Source organism: Mesorhizobium sp. M0802, from assembly GCF_040320115.1.
Classification (GTDB): Bacteria; Pseudomonadota; Alphaproteobacteria; order Rhizobiales; family Rhizobiaceae; genus Mesorhizobium.
The window spans coordinates 62,411-88,451 of record NZ_JAMYOY010000024.1; the positions used below are offsets into that span (position 1 = coordinate 62,411).

At 63.8% G+C, this 26,041-nt stretch carries 16 protein-coding genes and 1 pseudogene; 12 read left to right on the plus strand and 5 right to left on the minus strand.

Going from position 1 to position 26,041, the window contains the following annotated elements; genetic code table 11:
• Nucleotides 1-2 precede the first annotated feature (2 nt).
• The 9 genes from NKI10_RS26915 to NKI10_RS26955 all read left to right on the plus strand — a co-directional run bounded on the left by NKI10_RS26915 (nt 3) and on the right by NKI10_RS26955 (nt 13,500).
• On the plus strand, nt 3-731 hold the full coding sequence (locus tag NKI10_RS26915) for a GltB/FmdC/FwdC-like GXGXG domain-containing protein (protein WP_023668551.1): 729 nt from the start codon (nt 3-5) through the stop codon (nt 729-731).
• 6 nt (nt 732-737) lie between these two features.
• Nucleotides 738-2,066, plus strand: coding sequence for an FMN-binding glutamate synthase family protein (locus NKI10_RS26920; RefSeq protein WP_023729272.1), 1,329 nt, complete (start codon nt 738-740; stop codon nt 2,064-2,066).
• Nucleotides 2,067-2,096: 30 nt separating this feature from the next.
• Nucleotides 2,097-3,404, plus strand: a complete 1,308-nt coding sequence (glnT, locus tag NKI10_RS26925) for a type III glutamate--ammonia ligase (RefSeq protein ID WP_352862320.1) — start codon at nt 2,097-2,099, stop codon at nt 3,402-3,404.
• Between the two features lie 36 nt (nt 3,405-3,440).
• Nucleotides 3,441-4,694, plus strand: a complete 1,254-nt coding sequence (locus tag NKI10_RS26930; protein ID WP_023820984.1) for a sarcosine oxidase subunit beta family protein — start codon at nt 3,441-3,443, stop codon at nt 4,692-4,694.
• Between the two features lie 10 nt (nt 4,695-4,704).
• Entirely contained in the window at nt 4,705-4,980 is a 276-nt protein-coding gene (locus NKI10_RS26935) for a sarcosine oxidase subunit delta (RefSeq protein WP_023820983.1), read from the plus strand.
• 181 nt (nt 4,981-5,161) lie between these two features.
• Nucleotides 5,162-8,155 (plus strand): sarcosine oxidase subunit alpha, encoded by a 2,994-nt coding sequence (locus NKI10_RS26940; RefSeq protein WP_352862321.1) that lies wholly within the window; start codon nt 5,162-5,164, stop codon nt 8,153-8,155.
• Nucleotides 8,148-8,765, plus strand: coding sequence for a sarcosine oxidase subunit gamma (locus NKI10_RS26945; RefSeq protein WP_023823496.1), 618 nt, complete (start codon nt 8,148-8,150; stop codon nt 8,763-8,765). The genes NKI10_RS26940 and NKI10_RS26945 overlap by 8 nt, the downstream gene beginning before the upstream one ends.
• A gap of 349 nt (nt 8,766-9,114) precedes the next feature.
• A complete protein-coding gene (locus NKI10_RS26950; protein ID WP_352803382.1) occupies nt 9,115-11,484 on the plus strand; it encodes a trimethylamine N-oxide demethylase in 2,370 nt (789 codons plus the stop codon).
• 306 nt (nt 11,485-11,790) lie between these two features.
• Nucleotides 11,791-13,500: a trimethylamine N-oxide permease gene (locus NKI10_RS26955; RefSeq protein ID WP_023668560.1), complete on the plus strand. Its 1,710-nt coding sequence runs from the start codon at nt 11,791-11,793 to the stop codon at nt 13,498-13,500.
• A 61-nt stretch (nt 13,501-13,561) separates the two neighbouring features.
• On the opposite strand, the gene NKI10_RS26960 is transcribed toward NKI10_RS26955, so the two are convergent.
• The 5 genes from NKI10_RS26960 to NKI10_RS26980 all read right to left on the minus strand — a co-directional run bounded on the left by NKI10_RS26960 (nt 13,562) and on the right by NKI10_RS26980 (nt 22,184).
• A complete protein-coding gene (locus NKI10_RS26960) occupies nt 13,562-14,917 on the minus strand; it encodes an LLM class flavin-dependent oxidoreductase (protein ID WP_352803385.1) in 1,356 nt (451 codons plus the stop codon).
• A 275-nt stretch (nt 14,918-15,192) separates the two neighbouring features.
• Entirely contained in the window at nt 15,193-18,330 is a 3,138-nt protein-coding gene (locus NKI10_RS26965; RefSeq protein WP_023729265.1) for an efflux RND transporter permease subunit, read from the minus strand.
• Between the two features lie 248 nt (nt 18,331-18,578).
• Nucleotides 18,579-19,718 (minus strand): efflux RND transporter periplasmic adaptor subunit, encoded by a 1,140-nt coding sequence (locus tag NKI10_RS26970; protein ID WP_023692166.1) that lies wholly within the window; start codon nt 19,716-19,718, stop codon nt 18,579-18,581.
• 58 nt (nt 19,719-19,776) lie between these two features.
• Entirely contained in the window at nt 19,777-20,382 is a 606-nt protein-coding gene (locus NKI10_RS26975) for a TetR/AcrR family transcriptional regulator (protein WP_023668564.1), read from the minus strand.
• Nucleotides 20,383-20,543: 161 nt separating this feature from the next.
• Nucleotides 20,544-22,184, minus strand: coding sequence for an acyl-CoA synthetase (locus tag NKI10_RS26980; protein WP_352862322.1), 1,641 nt, complete (start codon nt 22,182-22,184; stop codon nt 20,544-20,546).
• Between the two features lie 190 nt (nt 22,185-22,374).
• On the opposite strand from NKI10_RS26980, the gene NKI10_RS26985 reads away from it, so the two are divergent.
• From NKI10_RS26985 to NKI10_RS26995, 3 genes and pseudogenes are all read left to right on the plus strand, one after another.
• Nucleotides 22,375-23,346, plus strand: coding sequence for a sugar-binding transcriptional regulator (locus NKI10_RS26985; RefSeq protein WP_023709943.1), 972 nt, complete (start codon nt 22,375-22,377; stop codon nt 23,344-23,346).
• Nucleotides 23,347-23,439: 93 nt separating this feature from the next.
• Nucleotides 23,440-25,494 (plus strand): bifunctional aldolase/short-chain dehydrogenase, encoded by a 2,055-nt coding sequence (locus NKI10_RS26990; protein ID WP_352862323.1) that lies wholly within the window; start codon nt 23,440-23,442, stop codon nt 25,492-25,494.
• 214 nt (nt 25,495-25,708) lie between these two features.
• Nucleotides 25,709-25,957, plus strand: a pseudogene (locus NKI10_RS26995) (D-alanine--D-alanine ligase A); the annotation flags it as partial.
• Nucleotides 25,958-26,041 lie beyond the last annotated feature (84 nt).

The window sequence follows — 26,041 nt, forward strand, 5'->3', positions numbered from 1 at the left end:
CCATGCCGGCAACCAAACTTTCGAAGGCGGCGCAAGACCAGGCGTCCCGGGTCTTCGATCTTGATGTGTCGTCGCTGCGCGAGCTCAACCAGGCGCTTCACAATCTGACGCCCGGCTCCAACGAAACGGCGTGGGAAGTGCTGCACCCGAAGGGCAGCCATTCGGTTGCGGTCGGCGTCGACCAGCCTGTCAGCATCGATGTGCGCGGCAGCGTCGGCTACTACTGCGCCGGGATGAATGACGGCGCTGCCATCACCGTGCACGGCTCGGCCGGACCTGGCGTCGGCGAAAACATGATGTCGGGCTCGATCGTCATCAAGGGCGACGCCAGCCAGTATGCCGGCGCCACCGGCAAGGGCGGGCTGCTGGTCATCGAAGGCAATGCCTCGTCGCGCTGCGGCATCTCGATGAAAGGCATCGACATCGTCGTGCACGGAAATATCGGCCACATGTCGGCCTTCATGGCGCAGTCCGGCAATCTGGTGGTGTTGGGCGATGCCGGCGATGCGCTCGGCGATTCCATTTACGAGGCGCGGCTGTTCGTGCGCGGCAAGGTCGAGAGCCTCGGCGCCGACTGCATCGCCAAGGAGATGCGGCCCGAGCACATCGAACTGCTGCAGGGCCTGCTCGACCGCGCCGGCGTGACCGGCGTCAAGCCGTCGGAGTTCAAGCGCTACGGCTCGGCGCGCACGCTCTATAATTTCAATATCGACAACGCCGACGCGTATTGAGGCAGCATGACCTACAAGAACCCGCCGACGACGCCGCGCAAATCCGCGACCTTCGACGACTACACACTCTCCGAAATCCGCCGTGCGGCTGCGACCGGCATCTATGACATCAGGGGCGCCGGCGCCAAGCGCAAGCTGCCGCATTTCGACGACCTCTTGTTCCTCGGCGCCTCGATCTCGCGCTATCCACTGGAAGGCTATCGCGAGCGCTGCGACACGTCGGTGGTGCTGGGCTCGCGCTATGCCAAGAAGCCGATCGAGCTGAAAATCCCGATCACCGTTGCCGGCATGAGCTTCGGGTCGCTGTCCGGCCCGGCCAAGGAAGCGCTCGGCCGTGGCGCCACACTCTCAGGCACGTCGACCACCACCGGCGACGGCGGCATGACCGAGGAAGAGCGCGGCCATTCCAAGCAACTGGTCTATCAATATCTGCCGTCGCGCTACGGCATGAACCCCAGGGATTTGCGCCGCGCCGACGCCATCGAAGTGGTCGTCGGCCAGGGCGCCAAGCCCGGCGGTGGCGGCATGCTGTTGGGACAAAAGATTTCCGACCGCGTCGCCGAAATGCGCACGCTGCCGAAAGGCATCGACCAGCGTTCGGCCTCGCGCCATCCCGACTGGACCGGGCCGGACGATCTCGAGATCAAGATCCTCGAACTGCGCGAGATCACCGACTGGGAAAAGCCGATCTACGTCAAGGTCGGTGGCGCCCGCCCCTATTATGACACTGCACTTGCGGTGAAGGCCGGCGCCGATGTCGTCGTCGTCGACGGCATGCAGGGCGGCACGGCGGCGACGCAGGAAGTGTTCATCGAAAATGTCGGCCAGCCGACGCTTGCCTGCATCAGGCCGGCAGTGCAGGCGCTGCAGGATCTCGGCATGCACCGCAAGGTGCAGCTGATCGTCTCCGGAGGCATCCGCAACGGCGCCGACGTCGCCAAGGCGCTGGCGCTCGGCGTCGACGCGGTGTCGATCGGCACGGCAGCGCTGGTCGCACTCGGCGACAACGATCCGCGCTGGGAGGCGGAGTACAATGCGCTTGGCACCACCGCCGGCGCCTATGACGACTGGCACGAGGGTCGCGACCCCGCGGGCATCACCACGCAGGACCCCGAACTGATGAAGCGGGTCGATCCGATCGCCGCCGGACGGCGGCTGGCGAACTACCTCAAGGTGATGACACTGGAGGCGCAGACCATTGCGCGTGCCTGCGGCAAGAACAGCCTGCACAATCTCGAGCCCGAGGATCTCGTAGCCCTCACCATCGAAGCCGCCGCCATGGCTGGCGTGCCGCTGGCCGGCACCAACTGGATACCGGGGAAAAACGGCTTCTAAAAAACACATCAAAATAAGCGAGGAACTATAATGGGGAACGATCTCGCCGCATTCGCCAAAGAGAACGGCGTCAAATATTTCATGATTTCCTACACCGACCTGTTCGGCGGCCAGCGCGCCAAGCTGGTGCCGGCGCAGGCGATCGCCGACATGCAGAAGGACGGCGCCGGCTTCGCCGGTTTCGCCACTTGGCTCGACCTCACGCCGGCGCATCCTGATATGCTGGCGGTGCCGGATCCGGATTCGGTGATCCAGCTGCCGTGGAAGCCCGATGTCGCCTGGGTCGCCGCCAACTGCATCATGGACGACAAGGAAGTCGAGCAGGCGCCGCGCAACACGCTGCGCCGGCTGATCGCGGAAGCCGCCAATGACGGCATGCATGTCAAGACTGGCGTCGAGGCAGAGTTCTTCCTGATCTCGCCGGACGGCAGCGTCATCTCCGACAAATACGACACGGCTTCAAAACCCTGCTACGACCAGCAAGCGGTGATGCGCCGCTACGATGTCATCGCCGAGATTTGCGACCACATGTTGGCGCTGGGCTGGAGCCCCTACCAGAACGACCATGAGGACGCCAACGGCCAGTTCGAGATGAACTGGGCCTTCGACGATGTGCTGGCGACCGCCGACAAGCACTCGTTCTTCAAGTTCATGGTCAAGTCGGTGGCGGAAAAGCACGGCCTGCGCGCGACCTTCATGCCTAAGCCCTTCCAGGGCCTGACCGGCAATGGCTGCCACGCCCATATTTCGGTGTGGGACAAGGCCGGCAAGGTCAACGTCTTTGCCGACAATGCGATGGAGCTCGGCCTGTCGGCCAAGGGCAAGAATTTCCTTGGCGGCATCATGAAACATGCCTCGGCGCTGGCCGCCATCACCAACCCGACGGTGAACTCCTACAAACGCATCAACGCGCCGCGCACCATTTCGGGCGCCACCTGGGCGCCGAACACGGTGACCTGGACCGGAAACAACCGCACCCACATGGTGCGCGTGCCCGGCCCCGGCCGCTTCGAGCTGCGGTTGCCGGACGGCGCCTCAAACCCTTATCTGCTGCAGGCCGTCATCATTGCCGCCGGTCTCGACGGCATCCGCTCCAAGGCCGATCCCGGCAAGCGCTACGACATCGACATGTACCAGAACGGTCACACTGTGAAGGGCGCGCCGAAGCTGCCGCTCAACCTGCTCGACGCGCTTCGCGAATACGACAAGGACAAATCGCTCAAGGCGGCGCTGGGTGAGGAATTCTCGTCGGCTTATCTAAAGCTGAAGCACCAGGAATGGAATTCCTATGCTTCGCACTTCACGCAATGGGAGCGCGACCACACGTTGGACATATAATCGTCCCAGCTGTGCGAGCGACCTCGGAATGACCTGATGAAATATTCGATCTTCTCGCTCGCCCGTGCTGCCCTTTCCGGCCACAAGAACTGGCAGCGCACCTGGCGCGATGCGGCGCCCAAGGACCACTACGATGTTGTGATCATCGGCGGCGGCGGCCATGGGCTCGCCACCGCCTGGTTCCTCGCCAGCGAGTTCGGCATCAGAAACGTCGCCGTGCTGGAAAAGGGCTGGATCGGCTCCGGCAATGCCGGCCGCAACACCACCATCATCCGTTCCAATTACGGCCTGCCCGGCAATACCGGCTTCTACGAGCTTTCGATGAAGCTTTGGGAGCGGATGGAGCAGGACCTCAACTATAACGCCATGGTCAGCCAGCGCGGCGTCCTCAACCTCTATCATTCCGATGCGCAGCGCGACGCTTATGCGCGGCGCGGCAACACCATGCGCATCAATGGCATCGATGCCGAACTGCTCGACCAGGCGGCGCTGAAGAAGATGCTGCCGTTCCTGAATTTCGACCATGCGCGCTTTCCCGTGCAGGGCGGCCTCCTGCAGCGCCGCGGCGGCACCGCGCGGCATGACGCGGTGGTCTGGGGCTATGCCCATGCGGCGAGCGAACTCGGCGTCGACATCATCCAGAACTGCGAGGTCACCGGCTTTGTCCGGGACGGCAACGGCAAGGTGACTGGCGTCGAGACGTCGCGCGGCAAGATCGGCGCCGGCAAGGTCGGCATGGCAGTCGCCGGGTCATCGTCGCGTGTCGCAGCGATGGCGGGCATGCGCCTGCCGATCGAAAGCCATGTGCTGCAGGCTTTCGTCTCGGAGGCGATCAAGCCGCTCATTCCTGGCGTCATGACCTTCGGCGCCGGGCATTTCTATGTCAGCCAGTCCGACAAGGGCGGGCTGGTCTTCGGCGGCGACATCGACGGCTATAATTCCTACGCCCAGCGCGGCAATCTGCCTGTCATGGAAGATGTCTGCGAAGGCGGCATGGCGCTGATCCCGATGATCGGCCGCGTGCGGCTTCTGCGCCAGTGGGGCGGCATCATGGACATGTCGATGGATGGCTCGCCGATCATCGACAAGACGCCGGTCGAGGGGCTCTACCTCAACGCCGGCTGGTGTTATGGCGGCTTCAAGGCGACGCCCGGTTCCGGCTTCGTCTTTGCCCATCTTCTGGCGCGTGACGAAACGCACAAGGAGGCGGCGCTGTTTCGGCTCGACCGCTTCCGGACTGGCGCCATGATCGACGAAAAGGGCCAGGGCGCCCAACCGAACCTGCACTGAGGCTGGCGAGATGCGTATTGTCTGTCCCTTCTGCGGCGAACGCGAACTCGGCGAGTTCAGCTATCTCGGCGACGCCAAGCCGGCGCGGCCGGCGGCGGGTGCCGGCGAGGATGCTGTCTACGACTACGTCTATCTGCGCGACAACATCGCCGGCGTGATGGCAGAGAACTGGTATCACGGCGGTGGCTGCCGGGCCTGGCTGAAGGTCACCCGCAACACGCTGACGCACGAGATCTCCGCGGTGGAACCGGCGGCGGGGGCTGGTGCGAGCCAGGTGGAGACATGAGCTATTCTGTCGAGACCACAGCCGTCGCGAAAAGCGCCAGCCCCCTACCTCCCCCTTGTGGGGAGGTAGGACCGCAGGTCCGGGTGGGGGTCGGTGCCGCACCCCCACCCCGCTGCTGCGCAGCGACCCTCCCCACAAGGGGGAGGGTAAGGGGCGGCGCCATCCTTCGCCATGACACCATATGGATCAGAGGCTGGACATCGTGACCTCTCATCGTCTCTCATCCGGCGGTCTCATCGACCGTTCCACCCCCCTCACCTTCCGCTTCGACGGCACGACATTTTCCGGCTTCCAGGGCGACACGCTGGCGTCGGCGCTGGTCGCCAATGGCGTCAAGCTGGTCGGCCGCTCGTTCAAATACCATCGTCCGCGCGGCATTCTGACTGCGGGCTCGGAAGAACCCAACGCGCTGGTCGAACTGCGCACCGGCGCACGGCGCGAGGCCAACACCAAGGCCACGACGGCCGAACTCTATGAAGGCCTCGAAGCGGCCAGCCAGAACCGCTGGCCGTCGCTGCGCCACGATGTGATGTCGGTGAACCAGCTGTTCTCGCCGATCTTCGTCGCCGGCTTCTACTACAAGACCTTCATGTGGCCGGCAAAATTCTGGGAAATGGTCTACGAGCCGGCGATCCGACGCGCCGCGGGTCTGGGTCGCGCGGCGGTCACCCCCGATCCGGATCACTACGACAAGGCCTGGGCGCATTGCGATGTGGTGATCGCCGGCTCCGGTCCGGCCGGTCTCGCCGCCGCACTCGCTGCAGGCCGCAGCGGTGCGCGCGTCATCCTGTGCGAAGAAGATTTTGCGCCCGGCGGCCGTCTATTGTCGGATGGCGGCACGATCGACGGTCTGCCGGCCGCGGAGTGGCTGTCGCGCACACTGGCCGAGCTCAGCTCGATGCCGGATGTCAGCATCATGACCCGCACGACCCTGTTCGGCGTCTATGACGGCGGTACCTATGGCGCGATCGAGCGGGTCAACGATCATCTGCCGGTGCCGCCCGAGCATCAGGTGCGCCAGCGCCTGTGGCGCATCGTGGCCAAACGCTGCGTCGTTGCTGCCGGCGCGATCGAGCGGCCGATCGTGTTCGCCGGCAACGACACGCCCGGCGTGATGATGGCTTCGGCGATGCGCACCTATGTCGCGCGCTATGCCGCCACACCGGCAAAGCGCCTCGCGCTGTTCACCAACAATGAGGATGGCTGGCGCACGGTCGAGACGGCACTCGGCGCCGGGCTGCAGATCGCGGCGGTGGTCGACGCGCGGCCTGACGTCTCGCCTGCCCATCGTTCTCTCGCTTCCAGGAACGGCTTCACCGTGCTGCATGGTTCGGTCAGCGGCGTCGACGGCGGCAAGGACGGCGTAAGAAAAATAGCGGTGTCGCTGACCGGCGGCGCGCGCGCCGAGGTCGAGGCCGACGGGCTTGCCGTTTCCGGCGGCTGGAATCCGGCGGTCGGGCTCACCTCTTACCATCGCGGCCGGCCGAAATGGCGAGACGACATCGCCGCCTTCGTGCCGGACGGCGCGCCGCCCGGTATGGTCGCCGCAGGTGCGGCTAACGGCGACTTCGGGCTAGGCGCCTGCCTGCGCGCAGGTTTCGAGGCCGGCGCCGCAGCGGCGCGGGACGCGGGACGCAATGGCAATCCGGGCTCTGCAGCTGTTGCCGGCGACGAGTCCTTCTCACTGACCCCGCTCTGGCACGTCGCCGGCAAAGGCAAGGCCTTTGTAGACCAGCAGCATGACGTCACCGCGTCCGACATCGAGCTGGCGCAGCGCGAGGGTTTTGAATCGGTCGAGCATCTGAAGCGCTACACCACGCTCGGCATGGCGACCGACCAGGGCAAGACGTCCAATGTCGCCGGCCTCGCCATCATGGCGGCGGTGTCGGGCAAATCCATTCCCGAGACCGGCACGACCATCTATCGCCCGCCTTACGTGCCGGTCGCCATCGGCGCCTTTGCCGGCCACCATCGCGACGAAAATTTCCATGCGACGCGGCTGACGCCGTCGCATCACTGGGCGGCCGAACAAGGCGCGATCTTTGTCGACACCGGCCTGTGGAAGCGCGCGCAATGGTATCCGCGCGCGGGCGAGAAGGACTGGCTGGAATCGGTCACCCGCGAGGTCAAGGCGGTGCGCTCGGGCGTCGGCTTCTGCGATGTCTCGACGCTGGGCAAGATCGATGTGCACGGCCCCGATGCCGGCGCCTTCCTCGACCGCGTCTACATCAACACCTTCTCAAACCTTGCCGTGGGAAAAGCCCGCTACGGGCTGATGCTGCGCGAGGACGGCCTCGTCTATGATGACGGCACGACCTCGCGGCTGGCCGAGGACCATTATTTCCTCACCACGACCACGGCGAAGGCCGGGCTGGTGATGCAGCATCTCGAATTCTGCCGGCAGGTGCTATTCCCCGAACTCGACGTGCAACTGACCTCGGTCTCCGACCAGTGGGCGCAATTCTCGATTGCCGGGCCAAGGACGCGAGACCTGTTGAAGGAAATCGTCGACCCTGCCGAGGACCTTTCGAACGAAGGTTTTCCATTCATGGGCGTGCGCGAAGTCGCTTTGCGCGGCGGCATCAAGGCGCGGCTGTTCCGCATCTCCTTCTCCGGCGAGATGGCGTTCGAGATTTCGGTGCCGGCGCGTTACGGTGAAGCGATGGCACGCAATTTGATGCTGGCGGGAAAACCGTTGGGCGTGACGCCGTATGGCACAGAAGCCCTCGGCGTCATGCGCGTTGAAAAGGGCCATGTCGCCGGACCGGAACTGAGCGGCACGACGACCGCCGCCGATCTCGGTCTCGGCAAGATGATGTCGACCAAGAAGGATTTCATCGGTCGCGTCATGGCCGGCCGCGAGGCGCTGGTGGCGCCGGACCGGCAGGTCGTGGTCGGCATCAAGCCGATCGACAAGGCGCGCCGCCTGCGCTCCGGCGCGCACATCATCCCGAAGGGCCAGACGCCCGGGCCTGATAACGACCAGGGCTACGTCACCTCGGTCTGCTTCTCGCCGACGCTCGACCAGTGGATCGGTCTCGGCCTTGTCGAGCGCGGCCGCAAACGCATCGGCGAGATCGTCCACGCGCATGATCCGCTGCGCGGTGAAGACTATGATGTCGAGCTCTGCAATCCTGTCTTCTACGATCCCGATGGAGGGCGCCAGCGTGGCTGATTTTTCCTGGGATGTTCGTAGCCCGCTCGAGCGCGCGCTCGCTCCTGGCGCTTACGGCGTGCAAGGCGATGCCGGTGTGTCGCTGACCGAGATCCGCAATTTCGACCTCGTCCAGGTGATGGCACGGCGCGGCAAGGCGGGTGATTTGGCCGAGGCCGCGAACGCTCGTTTCGGCGTCGCGGCTCCGGAAACGCCGAAGGCGGTTGGCACCGCGGATGCGACGCTGATCTGGTCGGGACCGGATCAGTTTTTTGTCCTGTCGAAGGGTGGCAGGACTGAGGTGCTCGCTCAGACCTTTGCATCTTCCGCTTCGCTATCCGACCAATCGCATGCACGCGTGCTGATCAGCATCTGCGGCCCCAAGGCGCGCGCCATGCTGGCGAAACTGTCGTCGATTGATTTGCATCCCGATGCGTTTCCGGTTGGCGCTGCTGCCGCGACCTCGATGGATCACACCAGCGTCACGCTCTGGCGTGGTGGTGACAAGGCGGATGGGCAGGCGGTGTTCAACCTCCTGGTGTTTGCGACGTTTGCCGAAAGTCTGTGGCACACGATGTTGGATTCGGCTGCGGAGTATGGTGTGGCTATCGGGCATTCCGAGGAGCTTTAGCTCGATAGTTTCAGATGTTGGCGCCGCCCCTCATCGCCCTGCCGGGCATTTCTCCCCGTATAGTGACGGGGAGAAAGAAGCTGGCCGCAGCCTCGGCGCTCATCCTGCAACGTTGGCGATTGGCGAAGCCGGCGACGACAGCTTCGCCCGTTTACGGGGAGAAGATGGCGGCAGCCAGATGAGGGGCGGCGCTGGCGTTCGGAAGATGGGTTTGATTGGAAGGGTCTAACCTGCAGCGACCGCGTCGAGAACGCCACCTCCACCTTGCCAAACCCAACCGCGCTGCTATTCTTGCTGCTAAAATAATTTTACACACAGGCAAACTTGTTTCTGTAACCGCAAGGCTGAGATGAGCCAGTCGCCCTACCCTTCAGTGACAGCCGGGCCGCCGCGGCCGAGCCTCATCCTGAGGCCCGGCCAGATCGCGCTGCCGCCGGGCATGGAGCGCCATACTATCCTGGGGAATGGCGCGGTGCTGATCGAGGTCGAGGCCGGCGATACGTTCACCGTGCGCAATGTCGAGGGCGGGCAGGCTTGCGAGTTGCTGGCCTGGGACAGGACCGGCGCCACCGATCCTTCCATCCTCGGCGAAAAGTCCAACAGCAATGCCGCCGGGATCAAGGCGCTTCTGGCCGAGGGCGATGACAGCCTGGCTTCCGTCCGTCGTGGCCTTGAGCGCCGCCAGGTGCAGCTCGACGAGCCCAAGGCGGTGCGTGTGTTCGGCGGCGCAACGCCTGCCGGCACCGAGCAGGCATTCACGGTCAGGCGCGACGGCGCGATGCTGATTGCCGCACCCGGCGGGCCGATGCTCGTCGACAGCCATGATACGGCAACGCCGCTCACCGTCATGGTGCGCCGCGCCACCGTGCGCCTGAAGACAAAGTCGCAGCTGGCCGATCCGCTTGCCGATCCGGTGCTCGATCTGCGCGTCCATTCGGCGACAGCCGAATCCTATTTCGTCAAGGCGGGCGACTACCTGCAGATCATCGATGTTGACGGCCGCCAGTGCACCGATTTCCAGTGCTTCTCGGCGCGCAAGCTGGACAAGGGGCTGGACCATCCGCTCGACGTAACGACCACGCGCACGCTGATGGGGTCGAGCTACCCGATGCCGGGCCTGCATTCGAAATATTACGACCAGGACATGGAGCCGCTGGTCGAGGTTATCCAGGACACATGCGGCCGGCACGACGCATTCGCGCTGGCGTGTGCCGCCAAATATTACGATGACATCGGCTATCCCGGCCACACCAACTGCTCGGAGAACTTCAATCGCGCGCTGGCCGACAAGGGCGTGACGCCCCGCGCCGGCTGGATGGCGATCAACTTCTTCTTCAACACGGCGATCGACGCCCATGGCGTGATGGTGTCGGACGAGCCGTGGTCGCGGGCAGGTGACTATGTGCTGCTCAGGGCGCTCACCGACATTGTCTGCGTCTCCTCCGCCTGTCCCGACGACACGACACCGGCCAATGGCTGGAACCCGACCGACATCCATGTGCGAACCTATTCCGGCCAGCACAAATTCTCGCGAGCGATCGCCAGACGCATGACGCCCGATTCGGAACCGAAAATGACCCGCGAGACCGCCTTCCATTCAAGCTTCGCCAAGCACACCCGCAACTTCGTGGAATACCGGGGTTATTGGCTGGCCAATTCTTTCGCCAAAGAGGGGCCGATCGCCGAGTACTGGGCCTGCCGGCAGGACGCGGTGATCATGGACCTGTCGCCGCTGCGCAAGTTCGAGGTCACCGGTCCCGATTCCGAAGCGCTGCTGCAATACACGCTGACCCGCGACGTCAAGAAGCTCGGCGTCGGCCAGGTCGTCTATTCCGCCATGTGCTACGAGCATGGCGGCATGATCGACGACGGCACGCTGCTGCGGCTCGGCAAGGACAATTTCCGCTGGGTCGGCGGCGATGACCTGTCCGGCGAATGGCTGCGCGGGACGGCAAAGAAGCTTGGCCTCAACGTGCTGGTGCGCTCGTCCACCGACCAGATGCACAATGTCGCTGTCCAAGGGCCGAAGAGCCGTGACATTTTGCGAGAGGTGGTCTGGACCTCGCCGCTGCAACCGTCGATCGACGAACTCGAATGGTTCCGCTTCGCTGTCGCGCGCATCGGCGGCGGCAATGGCATTCCGGTCGTGGTGTCGCGCACCGGTTATACCGGCGAGCTCGGCTACGAAATCTGGTGCCACCCACGCGACGCCGAAAAAGTGTTCGATGCCATCTGGGAGGCCGGCCAGCCGCACGGGCTGAAGCCGATGGGCCTGCAGGCACTCGACATGGTGCGCATCGAAGCCGGGCTGATCTTCGCCGGTTACGAATTCTCCGACCAGACCGACCCGTTCGAGGCGGGCATTGGTTTCACCGTGCCGTTGAAGACCAAGACCGACGATTTCATAGGCCGCGAGGCGCTGATAAGGCGCAAGGAACATCCGCAGCACAAGCTCGTCGGCCTCGACATCGACAGCAATGTCGCGGTCGGCCATGGCGACTGTGTCCATATCGGCCGCGCCCAGATCGGTGTCGTCACCTCGGGCATGCGCTCGCCGGTGCTGAACAAAAACATCGCTCTGGCGAGGCTTGACGTCACCCACGCGGCAATCGGCACAGAGGTGGAGATCGGCAAGCTCGACGGTCATGCCAAGCGGCTGCCGGCGCGGGTGGTGGCCTTCGCTCACTACGATCCGCAAAAGACCAGGCCGCGATCCTGAGGGTTGCACCCCCGGCCCTTCGCAGGCTCAGGGCGTTCGAAGCTCGAAAGCAATTGGCTTTCCGTCCGCTACCGCGGACCGCTTCTCACCCCGCAAGGGGAGAAGGACAAAGCGAGCGTTTCGCAACCGTGATGTGCACGACGCCACAAATCACTTGACGTGAAAGCGCGCCGGATCAATCTTCACTGTTAAGAAAAAAATACGACTGAGTGGAAACACTGGAGTCGTGCGGTCATGTACCGGGGAACAAGCTTCGCGAAGCCGAGGCATCACCGGCCGGGAACACAAAATGGGGAATTCAGACAGATGAGCACGATTACCACTGCCCTGGAGCAGCCCGCTGAAGGCAAGCTGCTCCGCAACATCGACTGGCGCGGCGCCTTCTGGGTGGCGAGCGGCGTTCCTGCCCTTGTCCTGTTTTCGATCGGCGGCATTGCCGGAACGACGGGAACGCTGGCCTTCGGGATCTGGATCGCTTCCATGATCATGGGCTTCCTGCAATCCTTCACCTATGCCGAGATCGCCGGCCTGTTCCCGAACAAGTCGGGCGGCGCCTCGATCTACGGCGCCACCGCCTGGCTGCGTTATTCCAAGTTCATCGCGCCGCTGTCGGTGTGGTGCAACTGGTTCGCCTGGTCGCCGGTGCTGTCGCTGGGCTGCTCGATCGCCGCCGCCTATATTCTCAACGCGCTGGCGCCGGTGCCGCTGTTCACCGAGGCGTCGCCGGACGTCGTCGCCTATATCGCGGCGCATGCCGGAACGGTGCCTGCCGACGCCATCGCCGCGGTGACCGCGGCGGCCACGCCGGCGATCCGCAACTGGACGCTGTTCAGCCACACGCTGGGTCCTGTCTCCTTCACCCTCAATGCCACTTTCTTCATCGGCGCGGTGCTGATGCTGATCATCTTCTCGATCCAGCATCGCGGCATTCTCGGCACCGCCAATGTGCAGAAGTATATCGGCCTCCTGGTCATCATCCCGATGCTGATCGTCGGTGTCGTGCCGATCGTCACCGGCCAGATCAACTGGGCGAACTTTTCGCCGCTGGTGCCGCTGGCGGCGGCTTACGCGCCGGAGCCCGGCTCGTGGAACATTGCCGGCTGGACGCTGGTGCTGGGCGGCATGTTCATCGCCGCATGGTCGACCTATGGTTTTGAGACCGCCGTCTGCTACACATCGGAGTTCAAGAACCCGGGCACCGACACGTTCAAGGCGATTTTCTATTCCGGCCTGCTCTGCATGCTTCTGTTCATCCTGGTGCCCTTCACCTTCCAGGGCGTGCTGGGCCTCAACGGCATGCTGGCGACGCCGATCGTCGACGGCTCGGGTGTCGCCGATGCACTGGCCGGCATGGTCGGGGGTGGCGCATTGATCCACAGCCTCTTGGTGATGCTGATGATCCTGGCGCTGGTGCTGTGCATCATGACGGCAATGGCCGGCTCGTCGCGCACGCTCTACCAGGGCTCGGTCGATGGCTGGCTGCCGCGCTATCTCAGCCACGTCAACGAGCATGGCGCGCCGACGCGCGCCATGTGGACCGATCTCGTCTTCAACCTGATCGTGCTGGCCATCGCCTCGGCCGACGCGACGAGCTTCTTCTTCATCCTCGCCGTGTCGAACTGCGGCTACATCATCTTCAACTTCCTCAACCTCAATGCCGGCTGGATCCACCGCATCGACAACGGCCACATCAACCGGCCTTGGAAGGCGCCGAGCTGGCTGCTCGGCCTCGGCGCCATCTTCGCCTATGTAAACGCCATCTTCATGGGCGCCGGCGCCAAGGTGTGGAACCCGATGGCGCTGTGGGCCGGCCTGATCACAGCCGCCTTGATCATCCCGGTGTTCTGCTACCGGCACTACGTCCAAGACAAGGGCAAGTTCCCCGACCACATGCTGGCCGACCTCGGCATGGCGGGCGCAGACCTCTCGGTCAAAAAGGCAGGCATGCTGCCCTACCTGACGCTGGTCGCCGGCCTGGTGGTGATGCTGCTCGCCAACTGGTACTTCGTCATCTGAAAGTGATGGCTTGAAAAGAATGGGCGCGCTTCGGCGCGCCCGTTTCTTTTTGTGGCAGACGTCAGCCGGCCTTGCGGATGACCGCTTCGGAGCCTTCGAAGAACCGGTTCGGCGGACGCTTCAGGCCGAGATTCTCGCGCAAGGTGGTGCCCTCATACTCGCGCCGGAAGAGCTTTCGCCGCTGCAGCTCGGGCACCACCTTCTCGGCGAAGTCGTCGAGCCCGGCTGGCAGATAGGGGAACATGACGTTGAAGCCGTCTGACCCTTCGGCAAACAGCCATTCCTCCATCGAATCGGCGATGGTTTTCGGCGTGCCGACGAAAGCAAGGCCGGAATAGCCGCCGAGCCGCTGCGCCAGCTGGCGGACGGTCAAAGTCTCTCGGCGCGCCAGTTCGATGACGCGCTCACGGCCGCTCTTGGAGGCATTGGTCTCGGGGATTTCGGGCAAGGGCGCGTCGGGATCAAAGCCGGATGCGTCGTGCCCCAGCGCGATCGATAGCGAGGCAATGCCGCTCTCGTAATAGACCAGGCTGTCGAGCTTGGCGCGTTTGGCCTGTGCTTCCTCGACACTGTCGCCGACGATGACGAAGGCGCCGGGCAGGATCTTGATGTCGTCGCGCGAACGGCCAAGGTTCTCGGCCCTGCCTTTGACATCGGCGAAGAAGCGCTGTCCGGCTGCGAGATCGGAGTGGGCGGCGAAGATCACCTCCGCCGTTTCGGCTGCCAGCTGCCGCCCGGCCTCAGACGCGCCGGCCTGGACGATGACCGGCCAGCCCTGCACGGGGCGCGCAATGTTGAGCGGGCCGCGCACCGAGAGATGCTCACCCTTATGGTCGAGCACATGCAGCCTCGCGGGATCGAAATAGAGCCCGCTCTCGGGGTCGCGGATGAAGGCGTCGTCGGCAAAGCTGTCCCAGAGGCCGGTCACCACATCGTAGAATTCCCGCGCATTGTGATAGCGCTCGTCGTGCTCGACATGCTCGTCGAGGCCGAAGTTCAGCGCGGCGTCGGGATTGGATGTGGTGACGATGTTCCAGCCGGCGCGGCCGCCGCTGATATGGTCGAGCGAGGCGAAGCGGCGGGCAATGTGATAGGGCGCGTCGAAGGTTGTCGATGCGGTGGCGACAAGGCCGATATGATCAGTGACGGCGGCGAGCGCCGACAGCAGCGTGAACGGCTCGAACGAGGTCACCGTGTGGCTGCGCCGTAGCGCCTCGATCGGCATGTTGAGAACGGCCAGATGGTCGGCCATGAAGAAGGCGTCGAACTTCGCCGCCTCAAGCGTCTGCGCGAAGCGCTTCAGATGGGCGAAGTTGAAGTTGGCATCGGGATATGAGCCGGGATAGCGCCAGGCCCCGGTGTGAAGACTGACCGGACGCATGAAGGCGCCGAGCCGCAATTGCTTGTTGTCTGCCATGGGATGATCACCTGATGCGAATGAGCGTTGCCGCTCCGATATGTAAGCAGGATCGGACGGCTTTGCCGTCCTGGAAAGGAATTCTGTTTTGCAAAACCGGCGCCGCGAAGCATTTTCATACAGGTGGCCGTTCAACCTATTTTGATGAACCCGCCTGGTGTTGAGATACTTGCCTGGGTGCTCGGTGCCACCGGCAAGGAGAAAGCCAGAACGCCGCACGTCAAGCGTACGGCGTTCCAGCCTTTTCCAAGGTGCATCCTGTGCGCCGGCAGCGCCTACTCGGCGGCCAGCGCGAGTGGCGGCCTGTCATTGTCCTGCACCGCCTCATCAGCCGGCTTCCTGCCTTTCTTCGGCTCGCGGCCGAAGAACAGCGCGTAGCCTGCCGGCAGCACCAGGATGGTGAGTACGGTGGCGACGAGGATGCCGCCCATCATGGCGTAGGCGAGCGGTCCCCAGAACACCGCACGCGAGATCGGGATCAGCGCCAGCACCGCCGTCATCGCCGTCAGCACGATCGGCCGGAAACGGCGCACGGCCGAGCCGATGATGGCCTCCGATCGGTCCATCCCCCTGGCGATGTCCTGATCGATCTGGTCGACCAGGATGATCGAGTTGCGCATGATGATTCCGAGCAGCGCGATGACACCGAGGATGGCGACGAAGCCGAACGGCGCGCCGCTGATCAACAGAGCCGCCGCCGCACCGATGATGCCGAGCGGACCGGTGGCCAGCACGAGCATCGCCTTGCCGAAATGCTGCAGCTGGATCATCAGGAGCACGACGATGACGGCCAGCATGATCGGCGCCTTGGCGGCAATCGAGGCCTGGCTTTCGGCGGAATCTTCCGCACCGCCCTGGATCTCGATCTTGTAGCCGGGCGCCAGGCCGGCGCGCATGCCCTGCATGTCATTGTAGAGCTTGGTGACAACGTCGTTCGACTGCACGCCATCCGGCAGCGTGGCGCGCACCGAGATGGTCGGCAGGCGGTCGCGCCGCCATTCGACGCCCTGCTCGAGCACCGGCACCACCTTGGCCACCTGCGACAGCGGCACGAAGCCGCCGAAATCGGTCGGGATATAGACCGAGTCGACCGAGGACAGCAGGCTGCGGCTGGCGTCCGGTTCGCGGGCGACGATGGAAACCGTCTCCTCGCCATCACGGAAGTCATCGAGCGGCGCGCCGGACATCGCTGCCTGCAGCATCTGGCGGATGCGTTGCGAGGTGACGCCAAGAGCACGGGCGCGGTCCTGGTCGATGATCAGCTTCATCGCCGGTACCGGCTCCAGCCAGTCGTCATGGACGGCGCCGAGCAGCGGATTTTCGGCGAATTTCGCCTTCACCTGGTCGGCGATGCGGCGCACCTCCTGGCGGTCCGGACCCATGATGCGCATCTGCACCGGCCAGCCGGTCGGCGGGCCGAGGAACAGACGGTCGACCTTGGAACGGATCGAGGGGAAATCCTGCGCCAGGATTGAGCGCAGCTTGAGGATCAGCCGCTCGCGTGCCGGCTCGTCATTGGCCATCACCAGAAGCTGCGCATAGTTCGGATTGCGCAATTGCTGGTCGAGCGGCAGGAAGAAGCGCGGCGCGCCTTCGCCGATATAGGTGGCGATGAAGCGCTTGTCCTTGTCGTCCATCATCCGGGCTTCCAGCGCCTTGGCCTGCGTCTCGACTTCCTTGATCGAGGTTCCCTCAGGCAACCAGAGATCGACGAGGATTTCCGGCCGCGAGGATTGCGGGAAGAAGTTTTGTGGGATGAACTGGAACGCCCACAGGCTGGTGGCGAAGGTGACCAGCGTCATCACCAGAACGATGATGCGGTGGCGCACCGCCCAGCCGACCGTGGCGCGCAGCCGCCGGTAGAAGCCGGTGTCGAAGGCGTCATGATGGTTGCCGGCATGCTTGCGCTGCTTGAGGATCATGTAGCCCAGCCACGGCGTGAAATAGACGGCGACGAACCACGACACGACGAGCGCGATGCCGACGACATAGAACAGCGTGCGCACATATTCGCCTGCGGTCGAGGCGGCGAAGCCGACCGGGATAAAGCCGGCGATGGTAATCAGCGTGCCGCTCAGCATCGGGAAGGCGGTCGAGGAATAGGCGAAGCTCGCCGCATCGATCTTGACCAGCCCCTCTTCCAACTTGCGCTCCATCATCTCGACGACGATCATGGCGTCGTCGACCAACAGCCCGAGCGCGATGATCAGGGCGCCGAGCGAAATGCGCTGCAGATCGATGCCGAGCTCGTACATGATGGCGAAGGTGGCGGCCAGCACCAGCGGAATGGCAATGGCGATGACCAGGCCGGAACGCCAGCCGATCGACAGCAGCGAGACAGCAAGCACGATCAGCAGCGCCTCGCCGAGCGCCTCCATGAACTCGTTGACGGCGTCCTTGACAACCTCGGGCTGGTTGGAGATCTGGTCGACCGCAACGCCGTAGGGCAGCGCTTCCTCGAAGCGCTTGTAGGTCGCCTCGACATCCGTGCCGACGTCCCTGACGTTGAAACCCTTGGCCATGACGACGCCGACCTGGACGCTTTCGTGGCCGTTGAAGCGGTACTTGCGCTGATAGGGATCTTCGAGACCGGAACTCACGGTGGCAATATCGCCAAGACGTGTCACCTGACCACCGGCGCGCAGGCGCAATTCCCTGATGTCGGCAGCTCTGGTGACATCGCCCTCGACCGAGATGCGCACCGAGCGCAGGCCGGTGTCGACGGAGCCCGCCGGATCGACATTGTTCTGGCCCTTGATGGCGTTCTGCAGGTCGGTCAGCGTCAGGCCGCGTTCGGCCAGGGCCTTGGACGAGACGTCGATATAAAGCTTCTCCGGCTGGTCGCCGATGATGACGGCCTTCTCGACGCCCGGCGTCGTCAGCAGCATGTCGCGAGCCTGGGTGGCGAATTTCTTCAGCTCCGGATAGCTGTAGCCGTCGCCGCCGATCGAGTGCAGGGTGATGAAGGTGTCGCCGAACTCATCGTTGAAATAGGGCCCGAGCAGGCCTTGCGGCAGGTCGCCGGAGATGTCGCCGACCTTCTTGCGCACCTGGTAGAAGGCGTCCTTCACCTCCTCTGCATTGGTGTCGCCCTTGATCTGGACGGTGATGATGGCGCTGCCGGCGCGGGTGTAGGAACGGACGAAGTCGAGGTGCGGCGTTTCTTGCAGCTTGCGCTCGATCTTGTTGACGACCTGGTCTTCCATCTCCTGGATCGAGGAGCCAGGCCAGATCGCCTGGACGACCATGACGCGGAAGGTGAAATCGGGGTCTTCTTTCTGGCCCATGCGCATCAGGCCGAGCGCGCCGGCAATGATGATCAGACCGAACAGGAAGCGCGCGATCGAGGGATGGCCGATGGCCCAGCGCGAAAGATTGAAAGGCTGCTTTTCAGTGCTGTCGGTGGTGGTCATCGGCGTCAGTCCAATTCGTTGATCGTGCGCGCATGCGCTTTGCATGCAGCTAGGATATTCCGATGCTGGCTTCCGGGCGGCGAGGCTTTCCGAGCGGAGAGACACTCATCGCGGTGGGACGCGCGGATCGATGCGGGGGAACTCGATCTTGGCGTCTCGACCATCGGGCGCTCGCCGCCCGGAAACCCTGAATTCGCTTGCCCAGCCCTTTCGCCGGAGCGACGATCAAGCCGGCTTCATGCCTGCGGTCAGCGCAGGGCCTTTGCGGCATCGCCTTCCGCAGAGGCGGCCTGGACCGCATCGCCGGTCAGCTTGACCTTGAGATTCTCGGTCATGAACTGGGTGCCGGCGGCAACGACGACATCCCCCGGCTTGAGCCCGTCGGCGACGCTGACGCCGTCGGCGGTGAACTCCGCAACCTTGACCAGGCGCTCGTGCACCGTCTCGCCGGCGCGGTCGACGGTCCAGACAATCTTGCGACCATCCTTTTCCGCAAGCGCGCTGAGCGGGATCGACACCATCTCCTGCTTCTTGGCCACCGAGGCCTCGATGTTGGCGGTCATGCCGAGCAGCACGCGCGGGTCGTCGGGCAGCGAGACGCGGACGGCAAAGGTGCGCGACTGCTGGTCGGCGCTGCCGGCGACTTCACGCACTTTGCCGGAGAGCGCCAGCGCGTCATCGGACCAGAAGCTGGCCTTGACGTCCTTTCCCGGCTTGAAGGCGGCGATGTCCATTTCGGGAACCGCGATCAGCACTTCCTTTTCGCCGTCGACGGCAACGGTCATCACAGGCGTTCCGGCGCCGACCACCTGGCCGACATCGGCCGAGACCGCCGTGACGATGCCGTTCTCGCTCGCCTTGAGATCGGTGTAGACGACCTGGTTCTGCGCCTGGGCAAGGGTTGAGCGGGCGGCATCGCGCGTCGCTACCGCCTGGTTGTAGCTCAGCGTCGCCTGTTCGAGCTGCGACTTGGAGGTGAAGTTCTTGGCAAAAAGCTGTTCGGCGCGCTTGCGGGACAGATCGACCGTCTCGACCTGCCGCTCGGCGGCGTCGAGGCTGGCCTTGGCGCTCTTGACCGACAACTCATAGTCCGTGGGATCGATACGGGCTAGCACATCGCCTGTCGTCACATGCTGGCCGATGTCGACCAGACGCTCAGTGACCTTGCCCGAGATGCGAAAGCCGAGGTTCATTTCGGTACGGGCTCGCACCGAGCCGGAATAGGTGAGTTCGCGACTCTTTTCGGCCTGGCCGATCTCGACCACCTTGACCGGACGGATGATGTCCTGGACCTCGGTCTTCTCCTGGCTGCAGGCGGCGAGCCCGAGCGTGGCGACGATCAGGCCGGCGACCGGCAGCTTGCGGATGATGGAACTGGACAAAGACACTTTCGTACTCCCGACTGGAGATGAACGGTCGACGCCGGCGCCCGGCGGGCGGCGGCTATTACTTCAGAGCCTTGATCGCGTAATCGATGAGATCGTCGGGCATCGCCCGATTGGTCTTGGCAAGGCACTGCGCCACCATTTGCGGGTGGCACAGAATGACGGTGGCGGCGCCGAAGCAGCGCGATGCGATGACCGGATCCTGGTCGGCAAACTCGCCGGCCTCGATGCCCTCGCGGATGACCTCGGCAAACAGGTCGTGAATGCTGTCGATATGCTTGTCGATGACGCCCCAGTCGCGCTCGAGCGCGACGATGACCATTTCGTGGACCTTCTGGTCGTCGAGCATGACTTCCAGCGTCATCTTGTACTGCGCATGCACGTAGCGGCGCAGCCGCTCCTCGGCGCTGATCGGCAACCGGGAAATCTCGTAGGCCATGTTGTAGCTGGCGAGGAGCATGCGGCCGCAGACGGCCTGGTGGATTTCGACCTTGGAGGCGAAGAAACGGTAGATGTTGGCCGGCGACATGCCGAGTTCGCGGGCGATGTCGGCGACATTGGTCTTGCCGTAACCATAGTGCCGGAACAGGCGTTCGGCACAGTCGAGAATGCGGGTGACATTCTCCTGGCGGGTGGAGTCGGCCATTATGCTGGCGGCTTCGGACATGGCTCTCTGTCGATTTATGAGTGACGAATTTAAACTTTCGTCAGTCGTAAATCGAAAAGAGGGAAGTGTCAATGCGAATTCGACGTACGCGTATAATTTGGTGACAGATGGTGACAGAGGGTGTGCGCGAACTCGACCTTGCGTGCCGTTGCGCTCTGGAACTAAGATCCCTTCGCCATTTCCCGCAGCTGAAACTTCTGGATCTTCCCCGTCGATGTCTTCGGGATCTCGGCAAAAATCACCGCCTTCGGCACCTTGAAGCGGGCGAGCAGCGCGCGGCAGTGTTCGATGATCTCGGCCTCGCTTGCCACCTTGCCGGGCTTCAGCTCGACATAGGCGACCGGCACCTCGCCCCATTTGTCGTCTGCCTTGGCGACGACGCCGCAGGACGCCACGGACGGGTGTTTGTAGAGGGCCTCCTCGACCTCGATCGATGAAATGTTCTCGCCGCCGGAGATGATGATGTCCTTGGAGCGGTCCTTGAGCTGGATGTAGCCGTCGGGATGCATGACGCCGAGGTCGCCGGAGTGGAACCAGCCGCCGGCAAAGGCCTCTTCGGTCGCCTTCCTGTTCTTCAGATAGCCCTTCATGACGATGTTGCCGCGAAACATGACCTCACCGATCGTCTCGCCGTCGGCCGGCGTCTTCTGCATCGTCTCCGGGTCCATCACGGTCAGGCCTTCGAGTGCGGCATAGCGCACGCCCTGCCTTGCCTTCTTCTGCGCCTTCGATCCCTTGTCTAGATCGTCCCAGGCGCCGTGCCATTCGTTGACGACCGCCGGGCCATAGGTCTCGGTCAGCCCGTAGAGATGGGTGACGGCAAAGCCGGCATCGGCCATGCCCGACAGCACCGCTTCCGGCGGAGGTGCTGCCGCCGTATTGAAGGTCACCGTCTGGGGAAACGTCCGCTTGTCCTCGTCCCTGGCGTTGATCAGCACCGACATGACGACCGGCGCACCGCACAGATGCGTCACGCCGTGGTCGGCGATGGCATCATAGATCGGCTTCGGCCGCACCCAGCGCAGGCAGACATGGGTGCCGGCCTGGACGGCCATTGTCCATGGGAAGCACCAACCATTGCAGTGGAACATCGGCAGCGTCCACACATAGACGGCGTGCTTGGCCATGCCGGCATGGATGGTGTTGGTGTAAGCCATCAGGGCAGCGCCGCGATGGTGGTAGACGACGCCCTTCGGATTGCCTGTCGTGCCGGAGGTGTAGTTGAGCGAGATGGCGTCCCATTCGTCGTCGGGCATCGACCAGGCGTAGCCCTGGTCACCGCCGGCGACGAACGCCTCATAGTCGATCGCGCCGATGCGCTCGCCCTTGGGATAGGGTGCATCGGCGGCATAGTCGGGATCGTCATAGTCGATGACCAGCGGCTTCACCTTGGCCAGTGCCAGTGCCTGTTTGACGACAGCGGAAAATTCGCGGTCGACGATGAGCACCTTGGTCTCGGCATGGTCGAGCTGGAACGCGATGACGGCGGCATCGAGCCTTGTGTTGAGCGAATGCAGCACCGCTTTGGCCATCGGCACGCCGAAATGCGCCTCCAGCATGGGGGGCGTGTTGGACAGCATGACGGTCACCGTATCACCCTTGCCGATGCCGCGCTTCGACAGCACCGAGGCCAGCTTCAGCGAGCGCCGCCAGAAGGTGCGATAGGTGATGCGCTGGCTGCCATGGATGATGGCGACATGATCGGGATAGGTGCTTGCCGCCCGCTCCAGATAAGTGAGCGGCGTCAGCGGCTGATGGTTGGCGGCGTTCTTGCCGAGATCCTGCTCGTAAGGACTGCCCATCCCGTGCTCCCCGAATTTTCATTGTTGAGAACTTCTAACCACAGGTTCCCGCCACGTCACCATCGGCGATTCCCGACCGGGCACATTTGGCGCAATGATCGTCCAGACTCGATGGGCAAAGAGGTATCGTGTACCCACGCCAGTTTGACTTTTGTCGAGAGCCGTGAATAATGTCAGCCGAGGAGACGGCATGGCGATCCGACCGGCAGAACAGCTTATCCACAAGGCCGCATGGCTCTATTATGCCCATGGTCTGCGCCAGGACCAGGTCGCCAGCCAGCTTAACATTTCCCGCGCCTCGGTCGCCATGTATTTGCGCAAGGCGCGCGAGACCGGCATCGTCAACATCTCGACCTCGACGCAGCTGTTCACCGACGACGTGCTTGCGCGCCAGCTCGAGGACGCGCTCAAGCTTGATGCGGTGTGGATCGCGCCGGAGAATGCCTATGTCGTCGACCCTTCGACGGACGTTGCGGTGCTGGCGGCGGGCGTCTTTCTCGAACTGGTCAAGAAGGGCGACCGGATCGGCGTCGCCTGGGGCCGCACCGTCTACACTATCGCCGACGTCATGTCCTATGCCGACCTGCAGGACGTCACCGTTGTGCAGCTCTGCGGCAATCTCGGCGCGCCCTACTCCTACCGTCCCGACCAGTGCACGATGGAGATCGCCCGGCGGCTCAACGCCAAGGGCCTCAATTTCTACGCGCCGCTGGTGCTGACGACGGAATTGCTGGCGCATGGGCTGCGCGCCGAACCGGTGATCCGCGAACAACTGGCCGATATTGCCAACTGCGATCTGGCGCTCTATTCGGTCGGCACGGTCGATGGCGACAGCCATGTCGTCAAATGCGGCGCGCTCAGCCCCGGCGAGATGGGGCTGTTGCGCGAAGCGGGCGCCGCCGGAGTCGTTGCCGGCCAGATCATCGATGCCACCGGCAAGGCGCTCGACTGCAGCTACAACCGCCGCGTCATCTCGGCCTCGCTGTCGTCACTGCGCCAGATCGAAAAGCGGCTGATGGTGGTCCAGGAAGACAGCAAGTTCGAACCGCTGCTCGCAGCACTCGCCGGCGGACTCTGCACGCATCTGGTCGTCGGCGCCGGCATGGCGCGGCGGCTGCTCGAATATGCCGGAGCCAGCGCGGGGGCAAAAAAGGCTTCCTGACAAACGAAATCCTTGCAGCGGCGCATTGTCATCAAGGCGTCGCGGCACTCCTGTTCACAGCAACATCAAAGACAGCAAAGCGGACATAGCGACATGAAGAACCTTTGGAATGACGACGACGCGGAAAGACTGGTGGGCGATTATGCGAAAAAGGGCGTGGCCCGCGACCTCGCGTTGCGCGTCTACACCACCCGGCTGCTCGGCGGCGAGCCGCGGCTGGTGCTGCATGGCGGCGGCAACACTTCCTGCAAGACCAAGGCCATAGACCTCGTCGGCGACGAATGGGACGTGCTGTGCGTCAAGGGCAGCGGCTGGGACATGGGTGTGATCGAGCCGCAAGGCCTGCCGGCGGTCAAGCTCGGCGCGCTGCTGAAGGCGCGTGCGCTGGCCAGCCTCGCCGACGAGGACATGGTGGCGCTGCAGCGGGCGAACCTCATCGACCCCGCCTCCCCCAATCCATCGGTCGAGACGCTGCTGCACGCCTTCCTGCCGCATAAATTCGTCGACCACACGCATTCGACCGCGATCCTCGCCATCGTCGACCAGCCGGACAGCAAGCCGCTGATCAAGACCGTGTTCGGCGACAAGATGGGGTACGTGCCCTACATCAAGCCGGGCTTCGACCTCGCCAAGGTGGCCGCCGATGTCTACGACGCCGACCCCAGCGTCGAAGGCCTGATCCTCGACAAGCATGGCATCTTCACCTTCGGCGACGATGCGAAGCAGGCCTATGACCGCATGATCCATTATGTGAACGTGGCCGAAGACTATGTGGCGAAGAACGGCAAGCCGAAGACAGCGAAAGCCGCACTGCCGGCCAAGCTCGCAACGCCGGCAGCGATCGCGCCGATGCTGCGTGGCGCGGTCGCGGTGGCGCGTGGCGAAGGCCGCTTCGACCGCATGATCAGCGATTTCCGCACTTCGGACGCCATCGTCGATTTCATCAACTCGGCCGGCATTGCAGACTATGCCGGACGCGGCGTGTCGACGCCCGATCTGTCGATCCGCATCAAGACCGGACCGATGGCGGTTCCGGCGCCAGACGCCGACAAGGCCGGCGACTACAAGGCCGTCATCAAGAGCCATGTCGACGCCTTCGCCAACGACTACCGCGCCTATTTCGAAACCAATGACGCGCTGGACGACGTCGAGCGCACCATGCTCGACCCGATGCCACGGCTGACGCTGGTGCCGGGCCTCGGCATGTTCGGCCATGGCCGCACGCTGAAGGATGCGAAGATCGCATCTGATGTCGGCGAGATGTGGATCGAGGCGGTGCGCGGCGCCGAGGCCGTCGGCAGTTTCCATCCTCTATCGAAGGCCGATCTCTTCCCGCTGGAGTACTGGTCGCTTGAGCAGGCCAAGCTCGCCTCCAACAAGCCGAAGCCGCTGACCGGCCAGGTGGTGCTGATCACTGGCGGCGCCGGCGCGATCGGTGCTGCGACGGCAAAACTGTTCGCCGCCAATGGCGCGCATGCCGTCGTCGTCGATCTCGATGTGGCCAGGGCGGCCGAGGCGGCAAAGGCAGCCGGCAACAATTCGATCGGCGTCGGCGCCGACATCACCAACCCGGCCGAGCTGCGCGCCGCCTTCGACAAAGCTGTCGCTGTCTATGGCGGCGTCGACATTCTGGTCTCCAACGCCGGTGCCGCCTGGGAAGGCCGCATCGGCGAGCTCGACGATGCCCTGCTGCGCAAGAGTTTCGAGCTCAACTTCTTCGCCCACCAGTCGGCGGCGCAGAACGCGGTGCGCATCATGCTGGAACAGGGCACCGGCGGTGTGTTGTTGTTCAACACCTCCAAGCAGGCGGTCAACCCGGGTCCGAAATTCGGCGCCTATGGTGTGCCGAAGGCGGCGACGCTATTCCTGTCCCGGCAATATGCGCTCGACTACGGCGCGCACGGCATCCGCTCCAATGCGGTCAACGCCGACCGCATCCGCTCCGGCCTGTTGACCGACGCCATGATCGCCAGCCGTTCCGGCGCGCGCGGCGTGTCGGAGAAGGAATACATGTCGGGCAATCTGCTCGGACAGGAGGTGACGGCAGAAGACGTGGCGCAGGCCTTCCTGCACCAAGCATTGGCCGAACGCACCACCGCCGATGTGACGACGGTCGACGGTGGCAACATCGCCGCAGCGCTGCGCTAGACATAGACCTGGAGCGGTTCATCGTTCACCAAAACGACGAACCGCTCTCCCACCTGAAGGACTCCAGGCGGAGAACTGCTTTTGCAGGTCGTGCTGAAAAACTGCTCGAACTGGTCAAAATCCACTCCAATCCTTGGCCTATTGCTCGACCACTTTAGGGCGCGCCTTGTGTTTCGCATGCGAGCTCCGACCCTGATCCTTGGTGGAGTTGTCGATGGCTGCGAAGAGACTTCGTGTCGGCTTGCTGTTCGGCGGGCGCTCCGCCGAGCATGAGGTGTCGCTGCTTTCGGCAACCAATGTCATAGCCGCGCTGGACCCGGCGAAATACGACGCCGTTCCCATCTTCGTCACCCGCGAAGGCCAATGGCTGCTGAGCAATTTCAAGGACGGCGCGCTGGCGACACCGTCTGATGGGACGCAGCTTTGCCTGGCGCCGGGCGGGCATCGGCGGATGCTGGCGATGGTTGTGTGCGTCAAGTTCTGCAAAATGGGGCGGCCATGATGCTGGTCATGCGGCTTGGCGCAGAGCGAGCTTCTTGTGCTCGCG